At 42.7% G+C, this 19,330-nt stretch carries 23 protein-coding genes, 8 tRNA genes and 1 pseudogene; 19 read left to right on the forward strand and 13 right to left on the reverse strand.

What is annotated here, in order from left to right; genetic code table 11:
• Positions 1-24 precede the first annotated feature (24 nt).
• A complete protein-coding gene (locus I6758_RS02155; protein WP_196603573.1) occupies positions 25-498 on the forward strand; it encodes an HAD family hydrolase in 474 nt (157 codons plus the stop codon).
• A gap of 237 nt (positions 499-735) precedes the next feature.
• Here I6758_RS02155 and I6758_RS15180 read toward each other — a convergent pair.
• Positions 736-978, reverse strand: a pseudogene (locus tag I6758_RS15180) (helix-turn-helix domain-containing protein); the annotation flags it as partial.
• A gap of 349 nt (positions 979-1,327) precedes the next feature.
• On the opposite strand from I6758_RS15180, the gene sdaAB reads away from it, so the two are divergent.
• From sdaAB to htpX, 17 genes are all read left to right on the forward strand, one after another.
• Positions 1,328-1,990 (forward strand): L-serine ammonia-lyase, iron-sulfur-dependent subunit beta, encoded by a 663-nt coding sequence (sdaAB, locus tag I6758_RS02165; RefSeq protein WP_196603574.1) that lies wholly within the window; start codon positions 1,328-1,330, stop codon positions 1,988-1,990.
• Positions 1,991-2,016: 26 nt separating this feature from the next.
• Positions 2,017-2,895 (forward strand): L-serine ammonia-lyase, iron-sulfur-dependent, subunit alpha, encoded by an 879-nt coding sequence (gene sdaAA / locus I6758_RS02170; protein ID WP_196603575.1) that lies wholly within the window; start codon positions 2,017-2,019, stop codon positions 2,893-2,895.
• A gap of 18 nt (positions 2,896-2,913) precedes the next feature.
• Positions 2,914-3,912 (forward strand): adenosylcobinamide-phosphate synthase CbiB, encoded by a 999-nt coding sequence (gene cbiB, locus I6758_RS02175; RefSeq protein ID WP_231038462.1) that lies wholly within the window; start codon positions 2,914-2,916, stop codon positions 3,910-3,912.
• A gap of 18 nt (positions 3,913-3,930) precedes the next feature.
• Positions 3,931-4,464, forward strand: coding sequence for a cob(I)yrinic acid a,c-diamide adenosyltransferase (gene cobO / locus I6758_RS02180; RefSeq protein ID WP_196603576.1), 534 nt, complete (start codon positions 3,931-3,933; stop codon positions 4,462-4,464).
• Positions 4,465-4,537: 73 nt separating this feature from the next.
• Complete coding sequence (locus tag I6758_RS02185) at positions 4,538-5,410, forward strand: ABC transporter ATP-binding protein (protein WP_196603801.1); 873 nt, start codon at positions 4,538-4,540, stop codon at positions 5,408-5,410.
• Entirely contained in the window at positions 5,410-6,147 is a 738-nt protein-coding gene (locus tag I6758_RS02190; RefSeq protein WP_196603802.1) for an ABC transporter permease, read from the forward strand. The genes I6758_RS02185 and I6758_RS02190 overlap by 1 nt, the downstream gene beginning before the upstream one ends.
• A gap of 119 nt (positions 6,148-6,266) precedes the next feature.
• Positions 6,267-7,382, forward strand: coding sequence for a tRNA guanosine(34) transglycosylase Tgt (gene tgt / locus I6758_RS02195; RefSeq protein ID WP_196603577.1), 1,116 nt, complete (start codon positions 6,267-6,269; stop codon positions 7,380-7,382).
• Positions 7,383-7,480: 98 nt separating this feature from the next.
• A complete protein-coding gene (gene yajC, locus I6758_RS02200) occupies positions 7,481-7,774 on the forward strand; it encodes a preprotein translocase subunit YajC (RefSeq protein ID WP_196603578.1) in 294 nt (97 codons plus the stop codon).
• Complete coding sequence (locus tag I6758_RS02205) at positions 7,764-8,342, forward strand: 5-formyltetrahydrofolate cyclo-ligase (RefSeq protein WP_196603579.1); 579 nt, start codon at positions 7,764-7,766, stop codon at positions 8,340-8,342. The genes yajC and I6758_RS02205 overlap by 11 nt, the downstream gene beginning before the upstream one ends.
• A gap of 32 nt (positions 8,343-8,374) precedes the next feature.
• Positions 8,375-9,085, forward strand: coding sequence for a PP2C family protein-serine/threonine phosphatase (locus I6758_RS02210; protein WP_196603580.1), 711 nt, complete (start codon positions 8,375-8,377; stop codon positions 9,083-9,085).
• Between the two features lie 11 nt (positions 9,086-9,096).
• The gene (locus I6758_RS02215; protein WP_196603581.1) at positions 9,097-9,426 is read left to right on the forward strand and encodes a hypothetical protein; all 330 of its coding nucleotides are present in this window, start codon (positions 9,097-9,099) and stop codon (positions 9,424-9,426) included.
• 237 nt (positions 9,427-9,663) lie between these two features.
• Positions 9,664-10,899: a protein translocase subunit SecD gene (secD, locus tag I6758_RS02220; protein ID WP_196603582.1), complete on the forward strand. Its 1,236-nt coding sequence runs from the start codon at positions 9,664-9,666 to the stop codon at positions 10,897-10,899.
• Positions 10,896-11,819 (forward strand): protein translocase subunit SecF, encoded by a 924-nt coding sequence (secF, locus tag I6758_RS02225; protein ID WP_196603583.1) that lies wholly within the window; start codon positions 10,896-10,898, stop codon positions 11,817-11,819. The genes secD and secF overlap by 4 nt, the downstream gene beginning before the upstream one ends.
• A gap of 250 nt (positions 11,820-12,069) precedes the next feature.
• Positions 12,070-12,927, forward strand: coding sequence for a pyridoxamine kinase (locus tag I6758_RS02230; RefSeq protein ID WP_196603584.1), 858 nt, complete (start codon positions 12,070-12,072; stop codon positions 12,925-12,927).
• A gap of 44 nt (positions 12,928-12,971) precedes the next feature.
• Entirely contained in the window at positions 12,972-13,625 is a 654-nt protein-coding gene (locus tag I6758_RS02235) for a TatD family nuclease-associated radical SAM protein (RefSeq protein WP_196603585.1), read from the forward strand.
• A gap of 311 nt (positions 13,626-13,936) precedes the next feature.
• Positions 13,937-14,590 (forward strand): YjbE family putative metal transport protein, encoded by a 654-nt coding sequence (locus I6758_RS02240; RefSeq protein WP_231038464.1) that lies wholly within the window; start codon positions 13,937-13,939, stop codon positions 14,588-14,590.
• 62 nt (positions 14,591-14,652) lie between these two features.
• A complete protein-coding gene (gene htpX, locus I6758_RS02245) occupies positions 14,653-15,516 on the forward strand; it encodes a zinc metalloprotease HtpX (RefSeq protein ID WP_196603587.1) in 864 nt (287 codons plus the stop codon).
• Positions 15,517-15,722: 206 nt separating this feature from the next.
• On the opposite strand, the gene I6758_RS02250 is transcribed toward htpX, so the two are convergent.
• The 12 genes from I6758_RS02250 to I6758_RS02305 all read right to left on the reverse strand — a co-directional run bounded on the left by I6758_RS02250 (position 15,723) and on the right by I6758_RS02305 (position 18,420).
• Positions 15,723-16,181, reverse strand: coding sequence for an N-acetyltransferase (locus tag I6758_RS02250; RefSeq protein ID WP_196603803.1), 459 nt, complete (start codon positions 16,179-16,181; stop codon positions 15,723-15,725).
• A gap of 38 nt (positions 16,182-16,219) precedes the next feature.
• On the reverse strand, positions 16,220-16,864 hold the full coding sequence (nth, locus tag I6758_RS02255) for an endonuclease III (protein ID WP_196603588.1): 645 nt from the start codon (positions 16,862-16,864) through the stop codon (positions 16,220-16,222).
• Positions 16,865-16,878: 14 nt separating this feature from the next.
• Positions 16,879-17,160: a late competence development ComFB family protein gene (locus I6758_RS02260; RefSeq protein ID WP_231038465.1), complete on the reverse strand. Its 282-nt coding sequence runs from the start codon at positions 17,158-17,160 to the stop codon at positions 16,879-16,881.
• 139 nt (positions 17,161-17,299) lie between these two features.
• Positions 17,300-17,461 (reverse strand): rubredoxin, encoded by a 162-nt coding sequence (gene rd, locus I6758_RS02265; RefSeq protein ID WP_196603589.1) that lies wholly within the window; start codon positions 17,459-17,461, stop codon positions 17,300-17,302.
• Between the two features lie 147 nt (positions 17,462-17,608).
• Positions 17,609-17,694, reverse strand: a tRNA-Leu gene (locus I6758_RS02270).
• A 36-nt stretch (positions 17,695-17,730) separates the two neighbouring features.
• Positions 17,731-17,816, reverse strand: a tRNA-Leu gene (locus I6758_RS02275).
• A gap of 16 nt (positions 17,817-17,832) precedes the next feature.
• Positions 17,833-17,921, reverse strand: a tRNA-Leu gene (locus I6758_RS02280).
• A 13-nt stretch (positions 17,922-17,934) separates the two neighbouring features.
• Positions 17,935-18,008 (reverse strand) — tRNA-Gly (locus I6758_RS02285).
• A 48-nt stretch (positions 18,009-18,056) separates the two neighbouring features.
• A tRNA-Phe gene (locus tag I6758_RS02290) sits at positions 18,057-18,132 on the reverse strand.
• Positions 18,133-18,183: 51 nt separating this feature from the next.
• Positions 18,184-18,260 (reverse strand) — tRNA-Asp (locus tag I6758_RS02295).
• Between the two features lie 2 nt (positions 18,261-18,262).
• A tRNA-Val gene (locus I6758_RS02300) sits at positions 18,263-18,338 on the reverse strand.
• Positions 18,339-18,345: 7 nt separating this feature from the next.
• Positions 18,346-18,420: transfer RNA gene (locus tag I6758_RS02305), tRNA-Glu, on the reverse strand.
• 222 nt (positions 18,421-18,642) lie between these two features.
• Between I6758_RS02305 and I6758_RS02310 the strand changes: the two genes are divergently transcribed.
• Positions 18,643-19,224: a hypothetical protein gene (locus tag I6758_RS02310; protein ID WP_196603590.1), complete on the forward strand. Its 582-nt coding sequence runs from the start codon at positions 18,643-18,645 to the stop codon at positions 19,222-19,224.
• Positions 19,225-19,330 lie beyond the last annotated feature (106 nt).

Raw genomic sequence — 19,330 nt, forward strand, 5'->3', positions numbered from 1 at the left:
CATTATAACAGTGGGGAGAATAAGATGATATCTTTAAATTTATTTAATGATGAAGTATACAATCTCAACAATATTGTTTTCGATTTTAATGGTGTTTTAGCGGAAAATGGGCGTATAGCACCTGAGGTAAAAAAACTGTTGAAGCAGCTTGTCTCCACAATATCAATATCAGTAATAACGGCCGATACATTCGGTACGGCACAAGAAGAACTCAGCGATATAGAGGGAGTGCGCTTGATAATTCTGCCCGCGGAGAGTAATGGAAATGAAAAGGCTCATTATGTACAAAAGTGGGGAGCTGAAACGACTGCGGTAGTGGGAAATGGTGCTAATGATCAGCCGATGTTTTCTATTGCCAGATTGAAAGTGTGTGTGATAGGACATGAAGGAGCAAGTTCAGGAATTGTTGCTGCAGCCAATATTGTGGTAACGTCGCCGGAAGATGCCATTCGGCTGTTCATGAACGTCAAACGTCTTCAGGCTACTTTGCGGTCATAATAATTTCCACCGGTATGCTTTTGTCTTATGCTGTGATAAGGCAGTGATGGGCTCTTGGATAATGGAATCAATACCGGATTGTAATACCGGGATGGGCAGTATAAAGCCTGTCCCGGTATTTTTGGGGTTATATGCTGAATTTTATTATGCGGGAGGATGTAAAATGGAGCAAAATACAGGACATGACAATAAAAAAATTTTGTCGATGCAGATTCCATATTTTGAAAAAATATAATGAAATACTGCAAGACCTCGTTTGGCGCTGTACTCTGGTGCACGGCCTCTATAGCTTTTGCGCCGCGGTGTACCGCGGCGCAGCTCATAAAGGATAGTACTTGGCGAACAGTTAATTTCTCGGGCGATTGCCCGTAGAGAATATCCTTGCTTGTTTAGTTGTTGGATTGCTCCGCGGTCTTCCCGTCCCAAATGCTGACCACGTTTTCGTTCAGGAGCTACTGTGATATAATTATGGCAGTCCATAGTGATTGTCTCCTCTTTGGTTAATGGTGCTGTGAGAACTCCATTTTACCATTTGAAGAAAAGTCACTGTGGACTTTTTGTTAACTGTTCATTTTCATTTTACAATGAACCGCAGAAATTTATATAATGGAAATGAAAGGGACGCATATTACAGGGCAGTTATTTATATGGGAGGTGAAAAATCTTTATTATAAGATGGTGCACGTATTATATAAAAGTACCATTAAGTGGGTGGTTAGACGAAATAACCTGCAAAACAGAATATACAGAGCATCATATGCTAAATATTATATCATATGATATAATAAAAATAATTTGTAATTAAGAACAAAACGGCGGGAGAGTGGATATGGGAGTATTTGACATAATCGGACCGGTGATGATTGGACCGTCCAGTTCGCATACGGCAGGAGCAGCCCGAATAGGTCTGCTGGCACATTACATATTAAAAGAAGAGCCGGTGAAGGCAGATATAGTTTTTTATGGATCGTTCGCGAAAACTTATCGCGGACATGGAACGGATAAGGCGGTTATTGCAGGTCTTTTAGGATTCGGCGCCGATGATCCGGCTATACGCAATGCTTTTGAACTTGCTGCCCAAAAAAAGTTTACCATAAATATAGGAACATCATCTGAAGAGGAGCAGCATCCTAACACGGTAAAAATAAAATTGCTTGGTAAATATGGCAAGACCATGGAAATCGTTGGAGTTTCCCTGGGCGGCGGCAAGGTATCAATACGCAGGATAAATGGTTTTGCCGCAGAAATAAGCGGAGAAACCTTTACTCTTTTGTCTGTTTATGATGATCAAAGCGGAGTGGTGTCATTGGTTTCTTCTTTTCTGGCGGAGAAAAATATAAATATATCGCAGATGCGGGTTTTCCGTAAGGGAAAACATCAGCAGGCAGTGATGATTATAGATACAGACAGCAGAGTACCGGATACTGTTGTGGAGAAGATAAGCTCATTGGAAATTATGAAATCAGTAATAGCGATTGATCCGTTGCGCTGAAAATAGAAAATATTGGGAGACATTTTATGTTTGAATATGCTGCGGTGGCAGATCTGCTGAGCCTTGCCGAAAAATACAACACTTCTCTGGCGCAGATAGTACTGCGCAGGGAAGCGGAAGAGTATGAGTTGACTGAACAGCAGGTAACCGAAAAGATGGGGCAGCGGCTGACGATTTTTGCCGATTCTATAAAAGAAGGTTTATATGATGATCGTTTGTCATTGAGCGGCATGGTGGGCCGTGATGCTGGCAGGATAGAAAAAATGGAGCCTGTTTTACTGGGCAATATCGCCCATAGAGCGCTGCTTTATGCGTTGGCTGTGAGTGAGGGCAATGCGAAAATGCATAAAATAGTGGCGTGTCCCACCGCCGGTTCATGCGGGATAGTCCCGGCGGCTGTTTTTGCCGTCGGCGAGGCTAAGGGAGCCGACAGAGAAAGATACTGCAGCGCGTTTTTTACGGCGGCCGGTATTGGGAATGTTATAGCGAGGAATGCATGTGTAGCGGGAGCAGTAGGCGGCTGTCAGGCAGAATGCGGAACGGCTGCTGCTATGGCTGCTGCGGCTGTTGTTGATATTCTGAGAGGGACAAGCGAACAGATCGCGCAGGCTGCGACACTGGCCCTGAAAAATGTCCTTGGTCTTGTTTGTGATCCAGTGGCCGAGCTGGTGGAAGTGCCGTGTGTAAAAAGAAACGGATTTTATGCTGTACATGCGCTGACTGCGGCAGAGATGGCTATGGCAGGTGTGAAAAGTGTCATTCCTCCTGATGAAGTGATAGCTGCCATGTATGAAATAGGAAAGATGATGCCTGTTGCTTTGCGTGAAACATCAGAAGGAGGCCTGGCCAGGACACCGGCAGCGAGAACTGTGCAGAACAGACTGCAAAATCAACAGGGACACTGAGTTTAGCAAATGCTGTAAATGGAGATAAATGATACTATGACACCAGCGATAATTGCTGTTTGTGCTTTTGTAATAGATACGATCGTAGGTGATCCACAGAGCAGGCTGCATCCTGTGGCACTGATGGGAAGATTTGTAAACATCGTGGAGAACATTTTAAGACGGGATCGGCATAAAAAATATCTGCAGATTGCAGCAGGCGGGATTTTTGCTGTTTTTTTACTTTTTTGCGCTTATATGTCGGGCTGGGTTATTATGTGGGGAATGAGGCAGCTTGAAGTTATCTGGTGGGGGAAGCTGTTCGCCGAATCACTGATACTGAGTTTTATGATCTCACCAAAATCACTTATGCAGGCAGGGCAGAGGGTCATAAATAGTCTGCGGCACGGTGATTTGCCGGAAGCCAGGCAGATGGTACACTATATAGTAGGCCGTGATGTTGATAATATGAGTGAACAGGAAATGGTACGGGCGACAGTCGAAACCATTGCGGAAAACACTACAGATGGGATAATTTCTCCCTTGTTCTATTTTTTTGTCGGGGGACTTCCCCTGGCAATTTTATATCGCATGGCTAATACACTGGATTCAATGGTCGGCTATAAAAATGAAAAATATTTTTATTTCGGCAGGGTGTCAGCACGTATTGACGACATCTTGAACTTGGCACCTGCGCGTATAACCGGAATATTACTGGTTGTTGCTGCAGCCATCCTGCACTTTGATTACAGAACAGCATGGAAAATGATTCTGAGGGATGCAAAAAAACATCCGAGCCCTAACGGCGGTTTTACGGAGGCTGCCGTGGCAGGTGCGCTCAATATAAGATTGGGCGGTCAAAATTTTTATTTTGGCACAGCCCATTTTCGGGCTTATATGGGAGATGCAGTGCAGCAATTATGCCCGCGTCATGTCGTTGCCGCTATTCAATTAATGTATACAGCGACAGTATTGTTCATTGCCCTTGCAACGGTGCTCATCCCGACTGTACCGACATGGTGGCCCGGCGGATTTTAAGGACGGAGAGGAATAAAGATGCAGACAAAAGGTTTGGTCATAGTCAATACAGGAAACGGCAAGGGTAAGACAACAGCGGCTTTGGGACTGGCTTTGCGGGCATGGGGGCAGCATTTGCGAGTGTTGATAATCCAATTTATCAAGGGCGGCAGTAAGTACGGAGAATTGGAAGCGTTGCGTTCACTGCCGGGGAATCGTATCGAAATTGTTCAGATGGGCGAAGGGTTTACCAGAAAAGATACAGGAATAAGCAGGGAAGAACATATAAAAGCAGCTCGGGATGCATTGAATAAAGCCAGAGACGCGGAAAAAAGCGGTCTTTGGGATATGCTGATATTGGATGAAATAAATTATGCGGTGAAATTTGGTCTTTTAGACGAACAGGCAGTATTGTGTTTACTGGCGGATAAACCGGAAACAATGCACCTTGTACTGACGGGCCGTGACGCTGCTGAAGCTGTAACGGCAAAAGCTGATCTGGTCACAGAAATGAGAGAAATAAAACATCCGTATAAGGCCGGCATTAAAGCCCAAAAAGGAATAGAATTTTAGAAATGAGCTCAGGTATGATTGTCTTGACCAGAACAATAATTGACGGCAGAAAAACAGGATGGAGGAAGATAGTGTGCTTCGGCTTGAGGGTGTGAAAAAGCTTTTTTCGTATAAAAATGCTCAGGGAGGAAAAGCCGCTAAAGTTGCGGTGGATGATATAAGTCTGGAGATAAAGGACGGAGAGATATTCGGACTCTTAGGGCCAAACGGAGCGGGAAAAACAACAATTATAAGAATGCTTACTATGCTGGCGAAACCGTCGGCAGGAAATATATATTATGGTCAGCTGAATATCCGTGATGACTCGCAAAAAATCAAGGAACTTATCGGTGTTGTACCGCAGCATATAAATTTTGATCAGGATCTGACAGTCGGAGAAAATATGCATCTGCACGGAAGACTTCATCATATGCCGGAAAAAGAAAGAGTAAAATGTATCGGGGAAATGCTGGAATTTGTGGAGTTGTCAGGGCGTATAAATGACAGCGTACGAGCTTTGTCAGGCGGTATGAAGCGCCGGCTTTTAATAGTGCGTGCGTTGATGCATAAACCGTCTATACTGTTTCTTGACGAACCGACTGTGGCACTGGATCCGCAGGTGCGCCGCCGTATATGGGATCTTATCAGAAAAATGCACAGATCCGGCGTAACTGTTGTTTTGACCACACATTATATTGAGGAAGCAGAAAATTTGTGTGACAGAGTGGCTATAATCAACAGCGGTAAACTTATAGCCCTGGATACGCCTAAGGCGTTACAGGAAAAAATCGGCAGCTATGCGGTGGAATGGGACAATGAAAAGGCTGAGCGAGAATTTAAGATTTTTCGCAGCAAAGAAGCGGCAAAAGATTTTGCTGATGGTCTTGTGCAGCAAAATGTGCTGCGGCGCCGTTCAAACCTGGAAGATGTTTTTGTTGAATTGACGGGGAGAAAGGTGAATGGATGATGCTGTATGATATAATTACGGCTTTCTGGCGTGACTGGGTAGTCCTTAAGCATCGTATGATAAAATTTATTTTGAGCCGTATGGTGGCTCCCATCCTTTATCTGGTGGCTTTTGGCTGGGGACTGGGCAAAAGTATAAACGCAGGCGGCGGTTCATATTTGGATTTTCTTGTGCCCGGAATACTGGCGCTGAATTCAATGAATATAGCTTTTAATAGTTTGTCACCGCTGCATGGTGAACGTGTTTATCATAAAAGTATTGAGGAATATTTTACTGCGCCGATAAACCCGTTATCATTTGCCATAGGTAAAATTTTGGCAGCAATATTGAGAGGTATGATTTCTTCGGCGATCATTATCGTGCTTGCCCGCATATTTGGGGCTGATTTTTCGATAACACCGTTATTTTTACTTGTTCTTGCGCTAAACAGCGCTATTTTTGCGGAAATTGGTTTTTACGCCGCAATGACTATCGACTCTTATGAAGATATGGGGCGATTCAACACCTATATATTGATGCCGATGTCATTTCTGTGCGGTACATTTTTTTCGCCTGATAAATTGCCTTTGGTCTTTTATTATTTTATACATGTCCTGCCCCTGACGCATACGAGTCTTTTATTAAGAGAAATAAGCAGGGGAGCCGTGCCGAGCATGGTATCATTCGGCGTACTGCTTTTATATATGGCGGGATGTTTTTTATTGTGTGCGCGAGTTACAAAAAAAGCTCAGGAATAAATAGAGACTTAATTCAGACGAGGACTTAGCCGCTCTTTACCCACCGCTTGCAGAAGCGGGAGTATCAGAGCAGGTTAGTCATCGGATAAATACAGAAATATTGAAAATGGAGAGTTTTTATGCCAGCTATTACTTATGAATTGATAAAACGCTGTTCACAAACAGGTGCGCGTGCTGGGATCATACATACGCCGCATGGCAGCTTTGAAACACCTATTTTTATGCCGGTGGGGACGCAGGCTACAGTTAAGACGCTTTCTCCCGAGGAACTTAAGGAAATGGGTGCCGGAATCATTTTAAGCAATACATATCATTTGTTTTTGCGTCCGGGAGCCGATCTTATCCGCGAAGCGGGCGGACTGCACAGCTTTATGCACTGGGACAGGGCCATATTGACTGACAGCGGAGGATTCCAAGTTTTCAGTCTGGGAGATCTGCGTAAAATATCGGAGGACGGAGTTGCATTCAGATCGCATATTGATGGGTCAAAAAAATTTTTATCTCCGGAAATAGCGACAAAGGTGCAGATGGATCTGGGGTCAGATATTATTATGGCATTTGATGAATGTATTCCTTATCCGGCTGATCATGATTATGCAAAAAAATCAACGGAAAGAACACTGCGTTGGGCAAGACGCTGTAAAGATGCACTCGTCACGGATAATCAGGGATTGTTCGGTATCGTGCAGGGCGGTATATATGAAGACTTGCGCAGAGCGTGCGTTGATGAACTGATAGATATGGATCTGCCCGGTTATGCTATAGGCGGATTGAGTGTGGGTGAACCTAAGAAATTGATGTATGAGGTGCTTGATTATACGGCTTCGGCACTGCCGGCAAATAAACCCCGTTATCTTATGGGGGTCGGCACGCCGGACTGTCTTGTTGAGGGAGTGAAACGCGGTATCGATATGTTTGACTGTGTATTTCCCACTCGTGTGGGACGCAACGGGACGGCGATGACATGGAATGGCCGGCTCATTATAAAAAATGCCGAATTTGAGCATGATTTTCATCCCATAGATGAAAATTGCAGTTGTTATGCCTGCCGTAATTATTCGCGGGCATATATCAGACATTTGGTCAGGGTCAATGAAATTTTTGGCATGCGTCTTTTAACGATTCATAATCTGCATTTTCTTATTGATTTTATGCGAAAAATGAGGCAGGCTATAATAGAAGACAGATTCGGAGAATTTTACAATGAATTTGCCGCCAAATATGTATTAAAGTGAAGGAGTAATTTTTCTTCTTGTCGAAGTAATTTCTATGAGTTTTTAGACAGCTCTGTACTGCAGACGATGAATAATAATATTTAAGGAGTGTTTTATTAATGGATCTTGAACAGTTGCAGTCTTTTGCTTTTCCAGTGCTTTTAGTGGTAATTTTTTACTTTCTGCTGTATCGCCCGCAGAAAAAGCAGCAAAAAAAACGTCAAACTATGCTTGAAGCGGTAAAAGTAGGCAGCCGGGTCATTACCGTTGGCGGTATTTACGGCGAAATAATGGCAATCAATGAAGAACGTGTCCGGCTTAGAATAGCGGATAATGTAGAAATTGAAGTTTCACGCAGTGCCATAGGCAGCAGCATCACTCAGGAAAAAAATGAAGCGGCAAATGCAAAATAAAAAAGAAGTTCGCCGTAAAAGTCTTATGCTGCGGCGAAGTCTGTCTCAGTCACAGGTGAAACAAAAAAGTGATGCAATATGTGAGCTTATATTGTCATCAAAAGAATATGAGAATGCATCCTGCGTTATGGCTTTTGCATCTATGCCGGATGAAGTACAGACAATGCGGCTTTTGCGGGCAGTGCTGGCAGACGGGAAACAGCTGTGTCTGCCGTATATAGATGATTTGGCAAAAGGTATAATGCGGGCTGTTTTTATTGCCAGTCTGGAAAATTTGAGTTTGGGCAAGGCGGGAATACTGACAGCCGCGGAAAATGGGCTGTGCTTTGCAGATCCAGAAAAGATAGATCTGGTAATTGTTCCGGGAGTGGCTTTTGACCAGAATAAATACAGACTGGGAATGGGCGGCGGTTTTTATGACAGATTTCTGCCGAAAGCTAAAAATGCTGTGAAAATCGGCATATATTTCTCTGTTCAGCAGATCATCAGTGTTCCTGCGGAGAAATATGATTTCCCGCTTGAAATGATCATTACAGAAAATGGCCGTGTGGGAGAGTATCAGTACTGACTATTTAAATTTTTGCAAGGAAGTTCATTATCATGGAAATAAAAGTAGCTGTTGCCAAAACTACGCGCTATGCTATGGAATTCTGCGGTGATACATGCGACATAGCGGAAAGACCGCAGGGCGGGCTTTCTCTTATATTGGCTGACGGCCAGGGACACGGACTTTCCGCGCACCATACCAGCAGTCTTGTCGTCAATAAGGCAGTTTCATTGATAGGCGACGGGACCCGTGACGGTGCGGTAGCGCGTGCTGTGCATGATTATTTATATGCTGTAAAGGATAAAAAAGTTTCCTGTACGCTTACCGTTGTGAGTGCCGATCTCGACACTCAGACGATGGTGATCAGCCGCAATTCCAACTGTCCGGTAATTATCAAAACCGACGAATACACCTGCGTGTATGATGAAAGTGTTAATCCGATCGGGGTGCATCATCATACAAAACCTGTTATGTATGAAGTGCCCATGGAAGAAGGCATGGTGATAATTTCCTACACGGACGGAATTCAGTCGGCAGGCAGGAAAACTAACGGAAAAACCGCAGATTTTAAAAAAATATTGGCTATCGCAGAGCACAGCCGAGCGGAAGACGCAGAATTTATAGCCGACAGTATCATGGCGTATGCTTTGAAGCTTGACGAAAATAAAGCAGGAGACGATATGACTGTTGTTGTCATGGGAGTATGCGGAAGTAATGACGCAGCGGTGAAAATCCGTAAAGTCAACGTGAATTTTCCATTGTGATAGGAGCTGCTATGAAAATTGCTGTTGTCGGTATTTGTGCTTCGGGTAAATCTACATTGGTTGAGGGGCTCAGGGCTGAAGGATATGATGCATATAATATGGCACAGGAACACTCATGCGTGCCCGGCTTATGGGCAAAAAAAGGCCCGGATATTCTGATAATGCTGGATGCCGAGCTGCCTGCAGTGAGGAAGCGCCGCCGTGTTTCCTGGACACAGGAGCGAATAGATGTGCAGCATGCACGTTTGGCTAATGCCAGAGAAAATGCCGACTTTTATCTTTGTACTGATAACTTGACCATTCAGGATGTTTTGGCAGAGGTATTGAACTTTATCCGATGACCAACCCGCTCTAATACTCCCTGGATAATTTCGGCTACTATTCAGGCGGAGTCAAAACACTGTCTGAATTAAGTCTTCATTTATACGCTGAATTGACATTGTTTGTCAGATACAGCTATAATGGAAAAAGATTTGCCTGGGTTTATAATGTGATACAGCTTACAGGCGGCATTTTTGCCGCCGTGTTTTATTTCTTGCCTTTAACGGCAGGGGAATTTATTTTTTGGAGGGATATTTTTGAGGCGGGACAGTTTTATTAAACTCGCTGTCGTAGTCGTTGCTGTTGTAACGGTTTTTATTTTTTTCATAAAACCTTTAGCATATTCGATACGGCAAGGGCTTGATCTGCAGGGCGGTACGCATGTTGTACTTGAAGGAGTCGATACTCCGCAGGCACAGGTTACTGATGATGCAATGAATCGCGTAGTGAAAATACTGGAAAACAGAGTCAATGCTATGGGACTCACGGAACCGGTCATTCAGCGCGAAGGACAGCGCCGTATAATAGTTGAGCTGCCGGGGGTCAAGGATCCGGATAAGGCTATTGAGGTTTTGGGAAAGACGGCAATGATGGAATTCAAGGATGAAGATGGCAATACAGTACTTACCGGTACAGATTTGAAAGATGCGCGTGAAGAGACAGATCAGCAGGGACAAAATCTTGTTGCTTTGGAATTTACCGAAGACGGTGCACAAAAATTTGCCGAGCTCACAGCGGAAAATGTTGGCAGAACGATTTCTATACTGCTGGACGGCAGTGTTTTGACTGCACCAAATGTAAAAGAACCCATAACAGGAGGCAAGGCTGTTATAACAGGAAACCGTTCTTTGGAAGAAGCTCATAATCTGGCGCTGCTGCTTCGTTCCGGCGCACTGCCGGTAAAGGTGCAGATAGTGGAAACACGCACAGTAGGTCCTACTCTCGGACAGGATTCAAAGGATAAGAGTGAATTTGCCTTTACCATAGGTGTCGGTGCAGTTGTTTTGTTTATGCTTTTATTCTACAGAGTTTCCGGTCTTGTTGCCGATATAAGTCTGATGGCATATGTACTTGTCCTGTTATTTGCTTTGAAAATGCTTGATGCGACGCTGACACTGCCCGGAATAGCAGGTATAATATTGTCGGTGGGCATGGCAGTTGATGCTAATGTGCTTATTTTCGAACATTTTAAAGAGGAAATGAGATTAGGAAAGACTATTCGTTCCTCAATGGATTCAGGATTTAAAAGAGCATTTGTCACAATTCTTGATTCGCATTTGACGACGATATTAGCTTCTATTGTTCTTTTCTTTTTTGGTACAGGCCCTATTAAAGGATTTGCTATAACTCTCGGTCTCGGTGCTGTGCTGAGTCTGTTCACCGCTACAACGATGACCCAGTATCAGTTGAAATGGCTTATTGCATCCGATATAATACATGATCACCGCTTATTGGGATCGTCTTTATTTGAAGAAAAGGCGGTGAAGAAATGAATCGCTTTGATATTGTAGGGCATCGCAGGATATGGTATGCTTTTTCGTCATTGATAATTATTGCCGGACTCATCTGTATGTTTACTAAAGGCTTTAATTTGGGAATAGATTTTACGGGCGGTACATTGCTTAATCTGGAATTTGAAAAACCTGCCGATATAAATGATATCCGCACTATCATGAATGATTATGTGGCGGGAAATACGCAGATCCAAATGGCAGGCGAGCAAAATGATTCTGTAGAGGCCCAGAATGTCATGATCAGAACGAGAGATCTGTCTCAGCAGGAACGCGAAAATATACTCAGCGGATTCAAAGAAAAGCTGGGTGATTACAAAGTACTGCGTGAAGAAAAAGTCGGTGCAACGATTGGCAGTGAATTAATCATGAATGCGGTCTGGGCAACTGTTATTTCATGGCTGCTGATCATTGCATATATTTCTTACAGATTTGAATTTAAATTCGGCTTAGCGGCAGTAATGGCGCTGATTCATGATACATTAGTGGTATTAAGTATCTTTTCCCTGACGCAAAAGGAGATAGATTCTTCTTTTATTGCAGCTATATTGACTGTGGTTGGCTATTCGGTAACTGATACGATAGTCATTTTTGATCGTATACGTGAAAATCTCAAGCTGCATTTTAAACGCGGCGGCGATATAGAGGAACTGGCAAACCGCAGCATCTATCAAACTTTGACGCGCTCCATCTATACGGTTACGACTGTTTTGGTTACTACGGTCGCCTTGTATATTTTTGGCGGAGCTACAACAAAAGATTTTGCTTTCGCATTGATGGTTGGTTTTGCTTTCGGTTCTTATTCATCTATTTTCACAGCAACACCTTTATGGATAACGTTCCGTGAATATAGTGAAAAAAGACAGGCCAAAAAACGTGTAAATCCTCGTACGGAAAAATAAATTATTTTTTAGGAAATACTGATTTAATGAGTCTGTCGGCCAAGCACCAAAAGATCCGCATGGGCGCGCAGCGCGAATTAATCAGGGGTTTCTTTATTCCTGCAATGAGTAATTTTTTCTGATAGTGAAGGAACTTGATCGAATTATGTTAAAAACTCCGCAGGTGTAATTGTTCTGCGGAGTTTTTGGCGCCGTTGATTTTCTGTGAAGGCTGGCTCAGTTGAATTTTAATAATAATTACGGAGTAAAAATGAAACAGCAAAGAATGGCAATTGTCAATGATATTACGGGTTTTGGACGATGTTCGACAACAGTCGAGCTGCCACTGGTTTCTGCAATGAAAATACAGGTATGTCCTCTGCCAACAGCTATTTTATCGGCTCATACAGGGTTTAATGATTACTATATGGATGATTATACAGCACATATGCGTCCTTATATAGAGAATTGGCAAAGACTCAATTTGTACTTTGACGGTATTTTAACAGGCTTTTTGGGGTCGGAAGGGCAAATCGATATTGTTCTGGAATTTATAAAAAAATTTAAAAAACCGGCAATGGACGAAAAAAAAGAAACCCTGCTGATCGTTGATCCTGTTATGGGCGACGGTGGAAGATTGTATTCGTCATATACTTATCAATTGTGTCGAAGAATGAAGGAATTGGTCGCTTATGCTGATGTTTTGACGCCAAATCTGACAGAAGCCTGCAATCTTCTTGATGTTCCTTATCCGCATGGAGGCAGCATCAATAATGAAGACCTTCTTTCCATGTGCGGTAAATTGGCGGCACTTAGGGAAAATGCAGATAAAAATGCAATGAAGATAATAATTACAGGCATTGAACGCGGAAAAAACATAGGCAACTTTATTTATGAAAATGGCAGAAGCCGTATGCTGGAGTTTGCAAAAATAGGCAGTGAGCATTCAGGAACGGGAGATGTATTTGTAGCGATAGTTGCCGCATCATTACTTAAGAATGAAACAACAAAACAAGCTGTTGCAAAAGCTGCCGAGTTTGTAAGCAAATGCCTGATATTTACGGAAACACAAGGTATCCCGCGCAATGAGGGAATCTGCTTTGAAGAGTATCTGACAGAGCTGAAATAAAATTTATTATAGAACTATAATCAGCATATAGGGGAGATAGGGCAATGATTTTGTATGCGGCTGAAAAAGGGAAATTTACAGAATTTGCCGATGCGGTGAAAAGAAAGTCGGGAGAGAAATGCAATATTTATGTCAATATCACGAATAAGTGCAATTGCTCATGTGTATTTTGTCTCAGAAGTCTGAAAAAGATGCAGGAAGAACATTCCCTTTGGCTCAAAGAAGAACCGACTATAGAAAAAATAAGGCAGGCATTTGCGTCTATAAATAGGGCTGATGTAAATGAAGTGGTTTTCTGCGGCTTTGGCGAACCGACTATGCGCATGGAGATATTGCTTGACAGCCTGCGCTGTGTGCGCACTATGTGGCCGGAAAAAAAGATAAGACTTAATACAAATGGGCTGTCATCCCTGTATTATGAAAAAAATACGGCACCTTTGTTCAAAAACCTGCTGGATGTTATTTCAATAAGTTTGAACGCGTCAAATGCACAGGAATATCACTCTGTCACAAGGACTCAGCTTGGAACCGGGGCGTATGAAGCGATGCTGAATTTCGCGGCAGAATGCATGAGATATATACCGGAAGTTGTTATGACGATAGTGGACTCGATAGGCGCCGAAGAGATAGAAGCGTGTAAAAAAATATGCAGGGAAAGAGGACTTAAGCTGCGTATCCGTCCATATGAAGCTGATTAAAATCTTGTAAAATGTGATGAATTATGCTATACTATGCATACAGACAATGTTGTGTTGTCATTTATAGGGGAGTAGCTGAACGGCCGATGATCGTCATTACGAGCATTTTGCTCCGGTGCGGCCGACGTTATTGTAAGCGAGACCTTGTTTTATAGAATATTCTTCTGTAAAGCAAGGTCTTTTTGTATATAGATATTTTAACTGTCGGGTCGCAGGCTGCAGTTTATTGCCGGCTATATATAGAAAAATTGAAAAAATTTGTATTAATCCTGAAAAAAGAAAGGCGTGCTGGCTTGGAAGAGTTTTTTTCGTTGGGATGGTTAACCGCGTTAGGAAGTATATTGGTGCTTGACTTGATACTAAGCGGGGATAATGCAGTGTTGATAGCGCTCGCCTGTAAAAATCTGCCGGTGCATCATCGTTTGAAAGGTATGATCATAGGCTGCGCAGGAGCTGTCATTATTCGTGTGATTTTGACTTTATTTGCCACAGAACTTTTATCAGTTGCTTATATTCAATTTATAGGCGGAATAGCATTATTTTATATTGCTTTGAAATTGCTTAAAAATGATGATAGTGAAAAAAAAATGCATGCGTCTGATAATTTGGCAGGAGCTGTAAAAACCATTATGCTGGCTGATTTTATAATGAGTCTTGATAATGTTTTATCAATGGCAGGAGTGGCAAATACAGTACCGGATAGCAAATGGAGTCTCATTTTATGCGGTTTGCTCATAAGTCTGCCAATAGTTATCTGCGGTGCACAGCTGTTTTTGGTGATAATGAAAAAAATCCCCCTTATGGTTTATTTGGGAAGTGCCATCCTCGCATTCACATCTGCGAAAATGATCTTACTGGATAAAGCAGTGGGAAGTGAGCTATTGTGGCTGAACGGCTGGCTGGAGGCGATTTTTATTATAGCTGTATTTTTATGGGGAGGGTATAAGGCAAAAATTTCCCGTTGAATACGGATCAAAAAAGTTTTATTGTTTATGAAGATGATATATTTGTAGAGGAGAAGTGGATTATGAATATGGTAAAAACAACTGCATTAATGGCATTGCTGATGGCATTGCTGATAGCTGTCGGGGGATTGGTCGGCGGTCAGCACGGTGCATTGATAATGTTTATGGTCGCGCTTGCCATGAATTTCTTTTCTTATTGGTTTAGTGACTCCATTGTACTGAAAATGTCGGGAGCCCGTCAAGTAAATGAAGAAGACGCCCCCAGCCTGTATAAATTGGTGTCTGATCTCACAGAGCGTGCCGAACTGCCAATGCCTAAGGTTTATATCATTGATACCGATGTTCCCAATGCGTTTGCTACGGGGCGAAATCCTGATCATGCGGCCGTGGCTGTTACGACAGGAATAATGGGAGCGCTTGAATATGAAGAACTTGCCGGTGTCCTCGGTCATGAACTTACTCATGTTAAAAACAGAGATATATTGATAGGTTCAATTGCGGCCACTTTTGCGGCAGCAATTTCCATGCTGGCGAATATGGCCCAATGGGTTGCTATATTCGGCGGCAGCCGCAGCAATGATGAAGAAGACAGGGGCGGAATAATAGGACTTCTGGCAACTATAATAATTGCGCCTTTGGCGGCGTCGATCATTCAGATGGCGATTTCCCGTTCACGTGAATATGCAGCTGATAAAGGCGGCGGACAGATCTGCGGGGATCCATTGGCGCTGGCATCGGCACTGGAAAAAATAGAGTATTATGCAAAACATAAAACAATGCCGCAGGCATCGCAGGCAACAGAGCATATGTATATAATAAACCCGTTTTCAGGGAAAAACATGTCATTTGCCAGCTTGTTTTCAACACATCCCGCCACAGCTGACCGAATTGCCAGACTGCGCGAACAGGCTGCCCAGAACAGATAAATAAGTTGTTTTTTAAATTATAATAAAACTCCTGCATAATGATTGAACATCGTGATTAGATTTGAAATCTAACTTAGAGATGCGTCTCATGATTTATGCCAGGAGTTTTTTAGATGAATATAATATGTTTTGTTGCAAAGTATATACTGGATTTTTGCTGCCGTACGAGGCATTGCGGTCGAACGGGCGAACAGCTGCTATGACGCTTATTCATTTTCCATGAGTATCATAGCGATTTCATCACAATTGGGAAATTTGGGACAGTCAATGCATTCTTTCCATATTTTTTGCGGAAGTTTATCTTTTGTAACTTCTCTAAAGCCCAGAGAGAAAAAAAATTCAGGCTGATAGGTAAGGGTAAAAAAAGTTTCAACGCCAATTTTTTTGCCTTCATCAATAAGGCGGGTGACTATTTCGGATCCTATGTGGTTTCGTGTGGCGTTTTTGGCTACAGCCAATGTCCGTACTTCAGCGATTGTATCCCAAACTATATGCAGACCGCCTACACCTGCAAGCTGACCGTCTTCTTCAGCCACGATCATATCGCGAATCGTTTCGTAAAGCTGATTACGTGACCGGGCAAGCATCAGACCGTCCTGCGCGTAATCATAAACTAATCGATGTATTGATTCGACATCCGGTAAAATGGCATTGCGGTAAATAATATGAAATCACTCTTTCTTTATTATATAATGCGGTAATACTATTTTGCGTCCATGGTAAGCGCACAAGGACATAAATCATTAAGCGGACAGTTTTGACACAGTGGCTGGCGCGCTTTGCAGACTTTTCTGCCATGCCATATAAGCCAGTGATGTGCTTCAGACCATTTTTCCATGGGAATTGCCTTTTGAAGCTTTTCTTCAACTTCATCGGGAGTTTTGCCGACAGCCAGCTTTAAACGATTGGCAACACGAAATACGTGAGTATCAACAGCTATTGCCGGTCTGCCAAAGGCTATGCTCGCAACAACATTGGCCGTTTTTCTTCCTACGCCTGGCAAAGATAATAATGACTCATAATTGCTCGGCACTTGTCCATTATAACTCTTTGCAAGTATGCTGCAAGTATTGAAGATATTTTTTGCCTTATTTCGGAAAAGGCCGCAATCACGAATCTCGTTTTCAAGTCTTTCAAGACCAAGACTTATTATTTTCTCGGGTGTATCTGCCTTTGCAAAAAGCCGCTGCGTTGTTATATTGACACGCGCATCAGTACATTGCGCCGATAAAATGACGGCTATCAATAATTCGAAGGGATTCGAAAAATTTAAAGCAGATTTTGAACCATGATAAGTTTTTTCCAAACGGCGGAGCATTTCTGATTTTATTTTTTGCGTAATACGCATATGTTAATTCCTGCTTATTTTTTTATAGTGTGATGAGGATTTTGACTGACAACTTCTATAGCCTGTGCTATTATTTTTATTATGTGGGCATAATGCTCCTGTTTATAAATATCCAGCCTGGTGTATGCATCACCTATATCGGTACCGACATATCTTGCCGGAAGATGATTCAATGCCCACGCAGCTATATCGCTGAGACATTGGTCACAGGTGCATATGTTTGGGTATGATTTTATCACCTGCTGAAGCAGATCCGTTACGAAATCTTCCATACAATTTTTTACTTGTATTGCCATTTCAGCACTCACCTCATAAATTTTTGATACACTTTTTAATTATAACACAGCTGAGAAGTTTTTGCCTAATAAAAAAACACCTGAAGTGTAGTTAAACAGCTTTAGGTGTTTATATAAGAATGATACGTTGCAGATAGTGTTATTGTTCTTCCTCAAACTGATCCTTGCCTACACCGCATAACGGGCAGACAAAATCATCGGGCAAATCAGCAAACAGAACACCAGGTGCCAAATCATAATCAGGATCGCCCTTTTCTTCGTCATAAATCCATCCGCAAACGGAACAAATCCATTTTTTCATAATAAAACCTCCCCAATAATATATGGTCTTTTTACAGCTCCTTATATTTTAGTATATTGATATTGATTTTGCAATAATAGGTTGAAATATAAAAAAATAAACATAAAAAAAACCGAAATCATAAGATTTCAGTGTATAGTCAAATATTGGTGCGGTCGATGGGACTTGAACCCATATGACTTGTGATCACTACCCCCTCAAAGTAGCGCGTCTGCCAATTCCGCCACGACCGCATATAAAACAAAAGTGGAAAGGGTATAAAATATTATTGGTGCGGCCGAGTGGATTTGAACCACCATAGAGTTGCCCCTACTAGCACCTGAAGCTAGCGCGTCTGCCGTTTCGCCACGGCCGCATATTAAAGTAAAAGATGGTGCCGAGGACCGGAATCGAACCGGTACGAATATTACTATTCGCGGGATTTTAAGTCCCGTGCGTCTGCCAGTTCCGCCACCCCGGCGAATATCTTTATATGGAGCGGGTGATGGGAATCGGACCCACGTGACTAGCTTGGAAGGCTAGGGCTCTACCATTGAGCTACACCCGCATGTTGATCAAATCAGATAAAATTGATTTTAAAACACCAAAATAAAAATGGTGCCTCAGAGCGGAATCGAACCACTGACACGGGGATTTTCAGTCCCCTGCTCTACCGACTGAGCTACCGAGGCATCCTATATATCTGCTTTAAGCTTTTTAGCTTAAAAGGGGATAACAAAAAATGGCGACCCGAAGGGGATTTGAACCCCTGACCTCCGCCGTGACAGGGCGGCATTCTAACCAGCTAAACTACCGGGCCGTTGGTGGGCGATAACAGGATCGAACTGCTGACATCTTGCTTGTAAGGCAAGCGCTCTCCCAGCTGAGCTAATCGCCCATATTATTGGTGACGCCTATGGGATTCGAACCCATGAACCCGCCGTGAAAGGGCGGTGTCTTAACCGCTTGACGAAGGCGCCACTATACTGTATACTTGCCCCATAAAACCTATATGCATTTCACATAATGCAGGGTCAGCATCAGCAACGGATATTATAATAACATATAGATGACTATATTGCAATACTTTTTAAGAAAAAATATTTATTTTAGAAGAAATTAATAAACTGAAAGTGTTATTTTAACGAATATATCGGCAGCTATTCGGCTTTTGATGATGCTTTCGGAGCCGAGGTGGGTTTATGAAAAAATGTATGGTTGTTGTTACATTACCGATTCTTTTAATATTGATCCTGTTTTGGCGGGGAGATGCATCGGCAGAAGAAAAGCCGCCGGTGAGAATAGCTGTTATGCCTGCATTCGGTGATATCAGCGAATATCAGGAAAGCAGCAGGTATATTTATAAAAGCATTAATAATGCTTTGCATATTCCGCTTAATGGTATTCTGAAAAAGGCGGTGTACCTCAATGTGAACGAAATTGCCGGTGCTCTTCAGGAAATGCCGGAAACGAGATCGGATGCGCTGCAGAAGCAGGGGATGATACAGCTGTCCAATATACTGGATGCTGACGTTTTAATCGGCGCCAGAGTAAATTTTATTTCTCAGGACACAACGTATTTCTTTGAAGACGGTCCTTATCTGATGAGCCGTGTGGGAGTGCAGCTTTTTATTTATGATCGGCAGACCGACAGATATATCAAGTACAGCGGGCAGAAGTTTTATAATGATACTTATTCACTGCAGGGAACAGTGGATGCATTGACGAAAGATCTAATGGCTTCCCTGTTGGCAAAGGCTGATTTAAAGCAATATGTGCAATAAAAAAGGGGCTGTGAAATAACACTCCTATAAAAACAAAAGAGGATCGCTGGCTCGAAAGAGCCGGTGATCCTCTTTTTGTGGTAAAATTTTACGTGTCTAATGAAAA

Source organism: Pectinatus haikarae (assembly GCF_015732185.1).
Classification (GTDB): Bacteria; Bacillota; Negativicutes; order Selenomonadales; family Selenomonadaceae; genus Pectinatus; species Pectinatus haikarae.

Excerpts from the sequence above, each read along its gene's own strand:
- I6758_RS02155 (WP_196603573.1), top strand. The coding sequence starts at position 25 with ATGATATCTTTAAATTTATTTAATGATGAAGTATACAATCTCAACAAT.
- sdaAB (WP_196603574.1), top strand. The coding sequence starts at position 1,328 with ATGGGAGTATTTGACATAATCGGACCGGTGATGATTGGACCGTCCAGT.
- sdaAA (WP_196603575.1), top strand. The coding sequence starts at position 2,017 with ATGTTTGAATATGCTGCGGTGGCAGATCTGCTGAGCCTTGCCGAAAAA.
- cbiB (WP_231038462.1), top strand. The coding sequence starts at position 2,914 with ATGGAGATAAATGATACTATGACACCAGCGATAATTGCTGTTTGTGCT.
- cobO (WP_196603576.1), top strand. The coding sequence starts at position 3,931 with ATGCAGACAAAAGGTTTGGTCATAGTCAATACAGGAAACGGCAAGGGT.
- I6758_RS02190 (WP_196603802.1), top strand. The coding sequence starts at position 5,410 with ATGCTGTATGATATAATTACGGCTTTCTGGCGTGACTGGGTAGTCCTT.
- tgt (WP_196603577.1), top strand. The coding sequence starts at position 6,267 with ATGCCAGCTATTACTTATGAATTGATAAAACGCTGTTCACAAACAGGT.
- yajC (WP_196603578.1), top strand. The coding sequence starts at position 7,481 with ATGGATCTTGAACAGTTGCAGTCTTTTGCTTTTCCAGTGCTTTTAGTG.
- I6758_RS02205 (WP_196603579.1), top strand. The coding sequence starts at position 7,764 with ATGCAAAATAAAAAAGAAGTTCGCCGTAAAAGTCTTATGCTGCGGCGA.
- I6758_RS02210 (WP_196603580.1), top strand. The coding sequence starts at position 8,375 with ATGGAAATAAAAGTAGCTGTTGCCAAAACTACGCGCTATGCTATGGAA.
- I6758_RS02215 (WP_196603581.1), top strand. The coding sequence starts at position 9,097 with ATGAAAATTGCTGTTGTCGGTATTTGTGCTTCGGGTAAATCTACATTG.
- secF (WP_196603583.1), top strand. The coding sequence starts at position 10,896 with ATGAATCGCTTTGATATTGTAGGGCATCGCAGGATATGGTATGCTTTT.
- I6758_RS02230 (WP_196603584.1), top strand. The coding sequence starts at position 12,070 with ATGAAACAGCAAAGAATGGCAATTGTCAATGATATTACGGGTTTTGGA.
- I6758_RS02235 (WP_196603585.1), top strand. The coding sequence starts at position 12,972 with ATGATTTTGTATGCGGCTGAAAAAGGGAAATTTACAGAATTTGCCGAT.
- htpX (WP_196603587.1), top strand. The coding sequence starts at position 14,653 with ATGAATATGGTAAAAACAACTGCATTAATGGCATTGCTGATGGCATTG.
- nth (WP_196603588.1), bottom strand. The coding sequence starts at position 16,864 with ATGCGTATTACGCAAAAAATAAAATCAGAAATGCTCCGCCGTTTGGAA.
- I6758_RS02260 (WP_231038465.1), bottom strand. The coding sequence starts at position 17,160 with ATGGCAATACAAGTAAAAAATTGTATGGAAGATTTCGTAACGGATCTG.
- rd (WP_196603589.1), bottom strand. The coding sequence starts at position 17,461 with ATGAAAAAATGGATTTGTTCCGTTTGCGGATGGATTTATGACGAAGAA.
- I6758_RS02310 (WP_196603590.1), top strand. The coding sequence starts at position 18,643 with ATGAAAAAATGTATGGTTGTTGTTACATTACCGATTCTTTTAATATTG.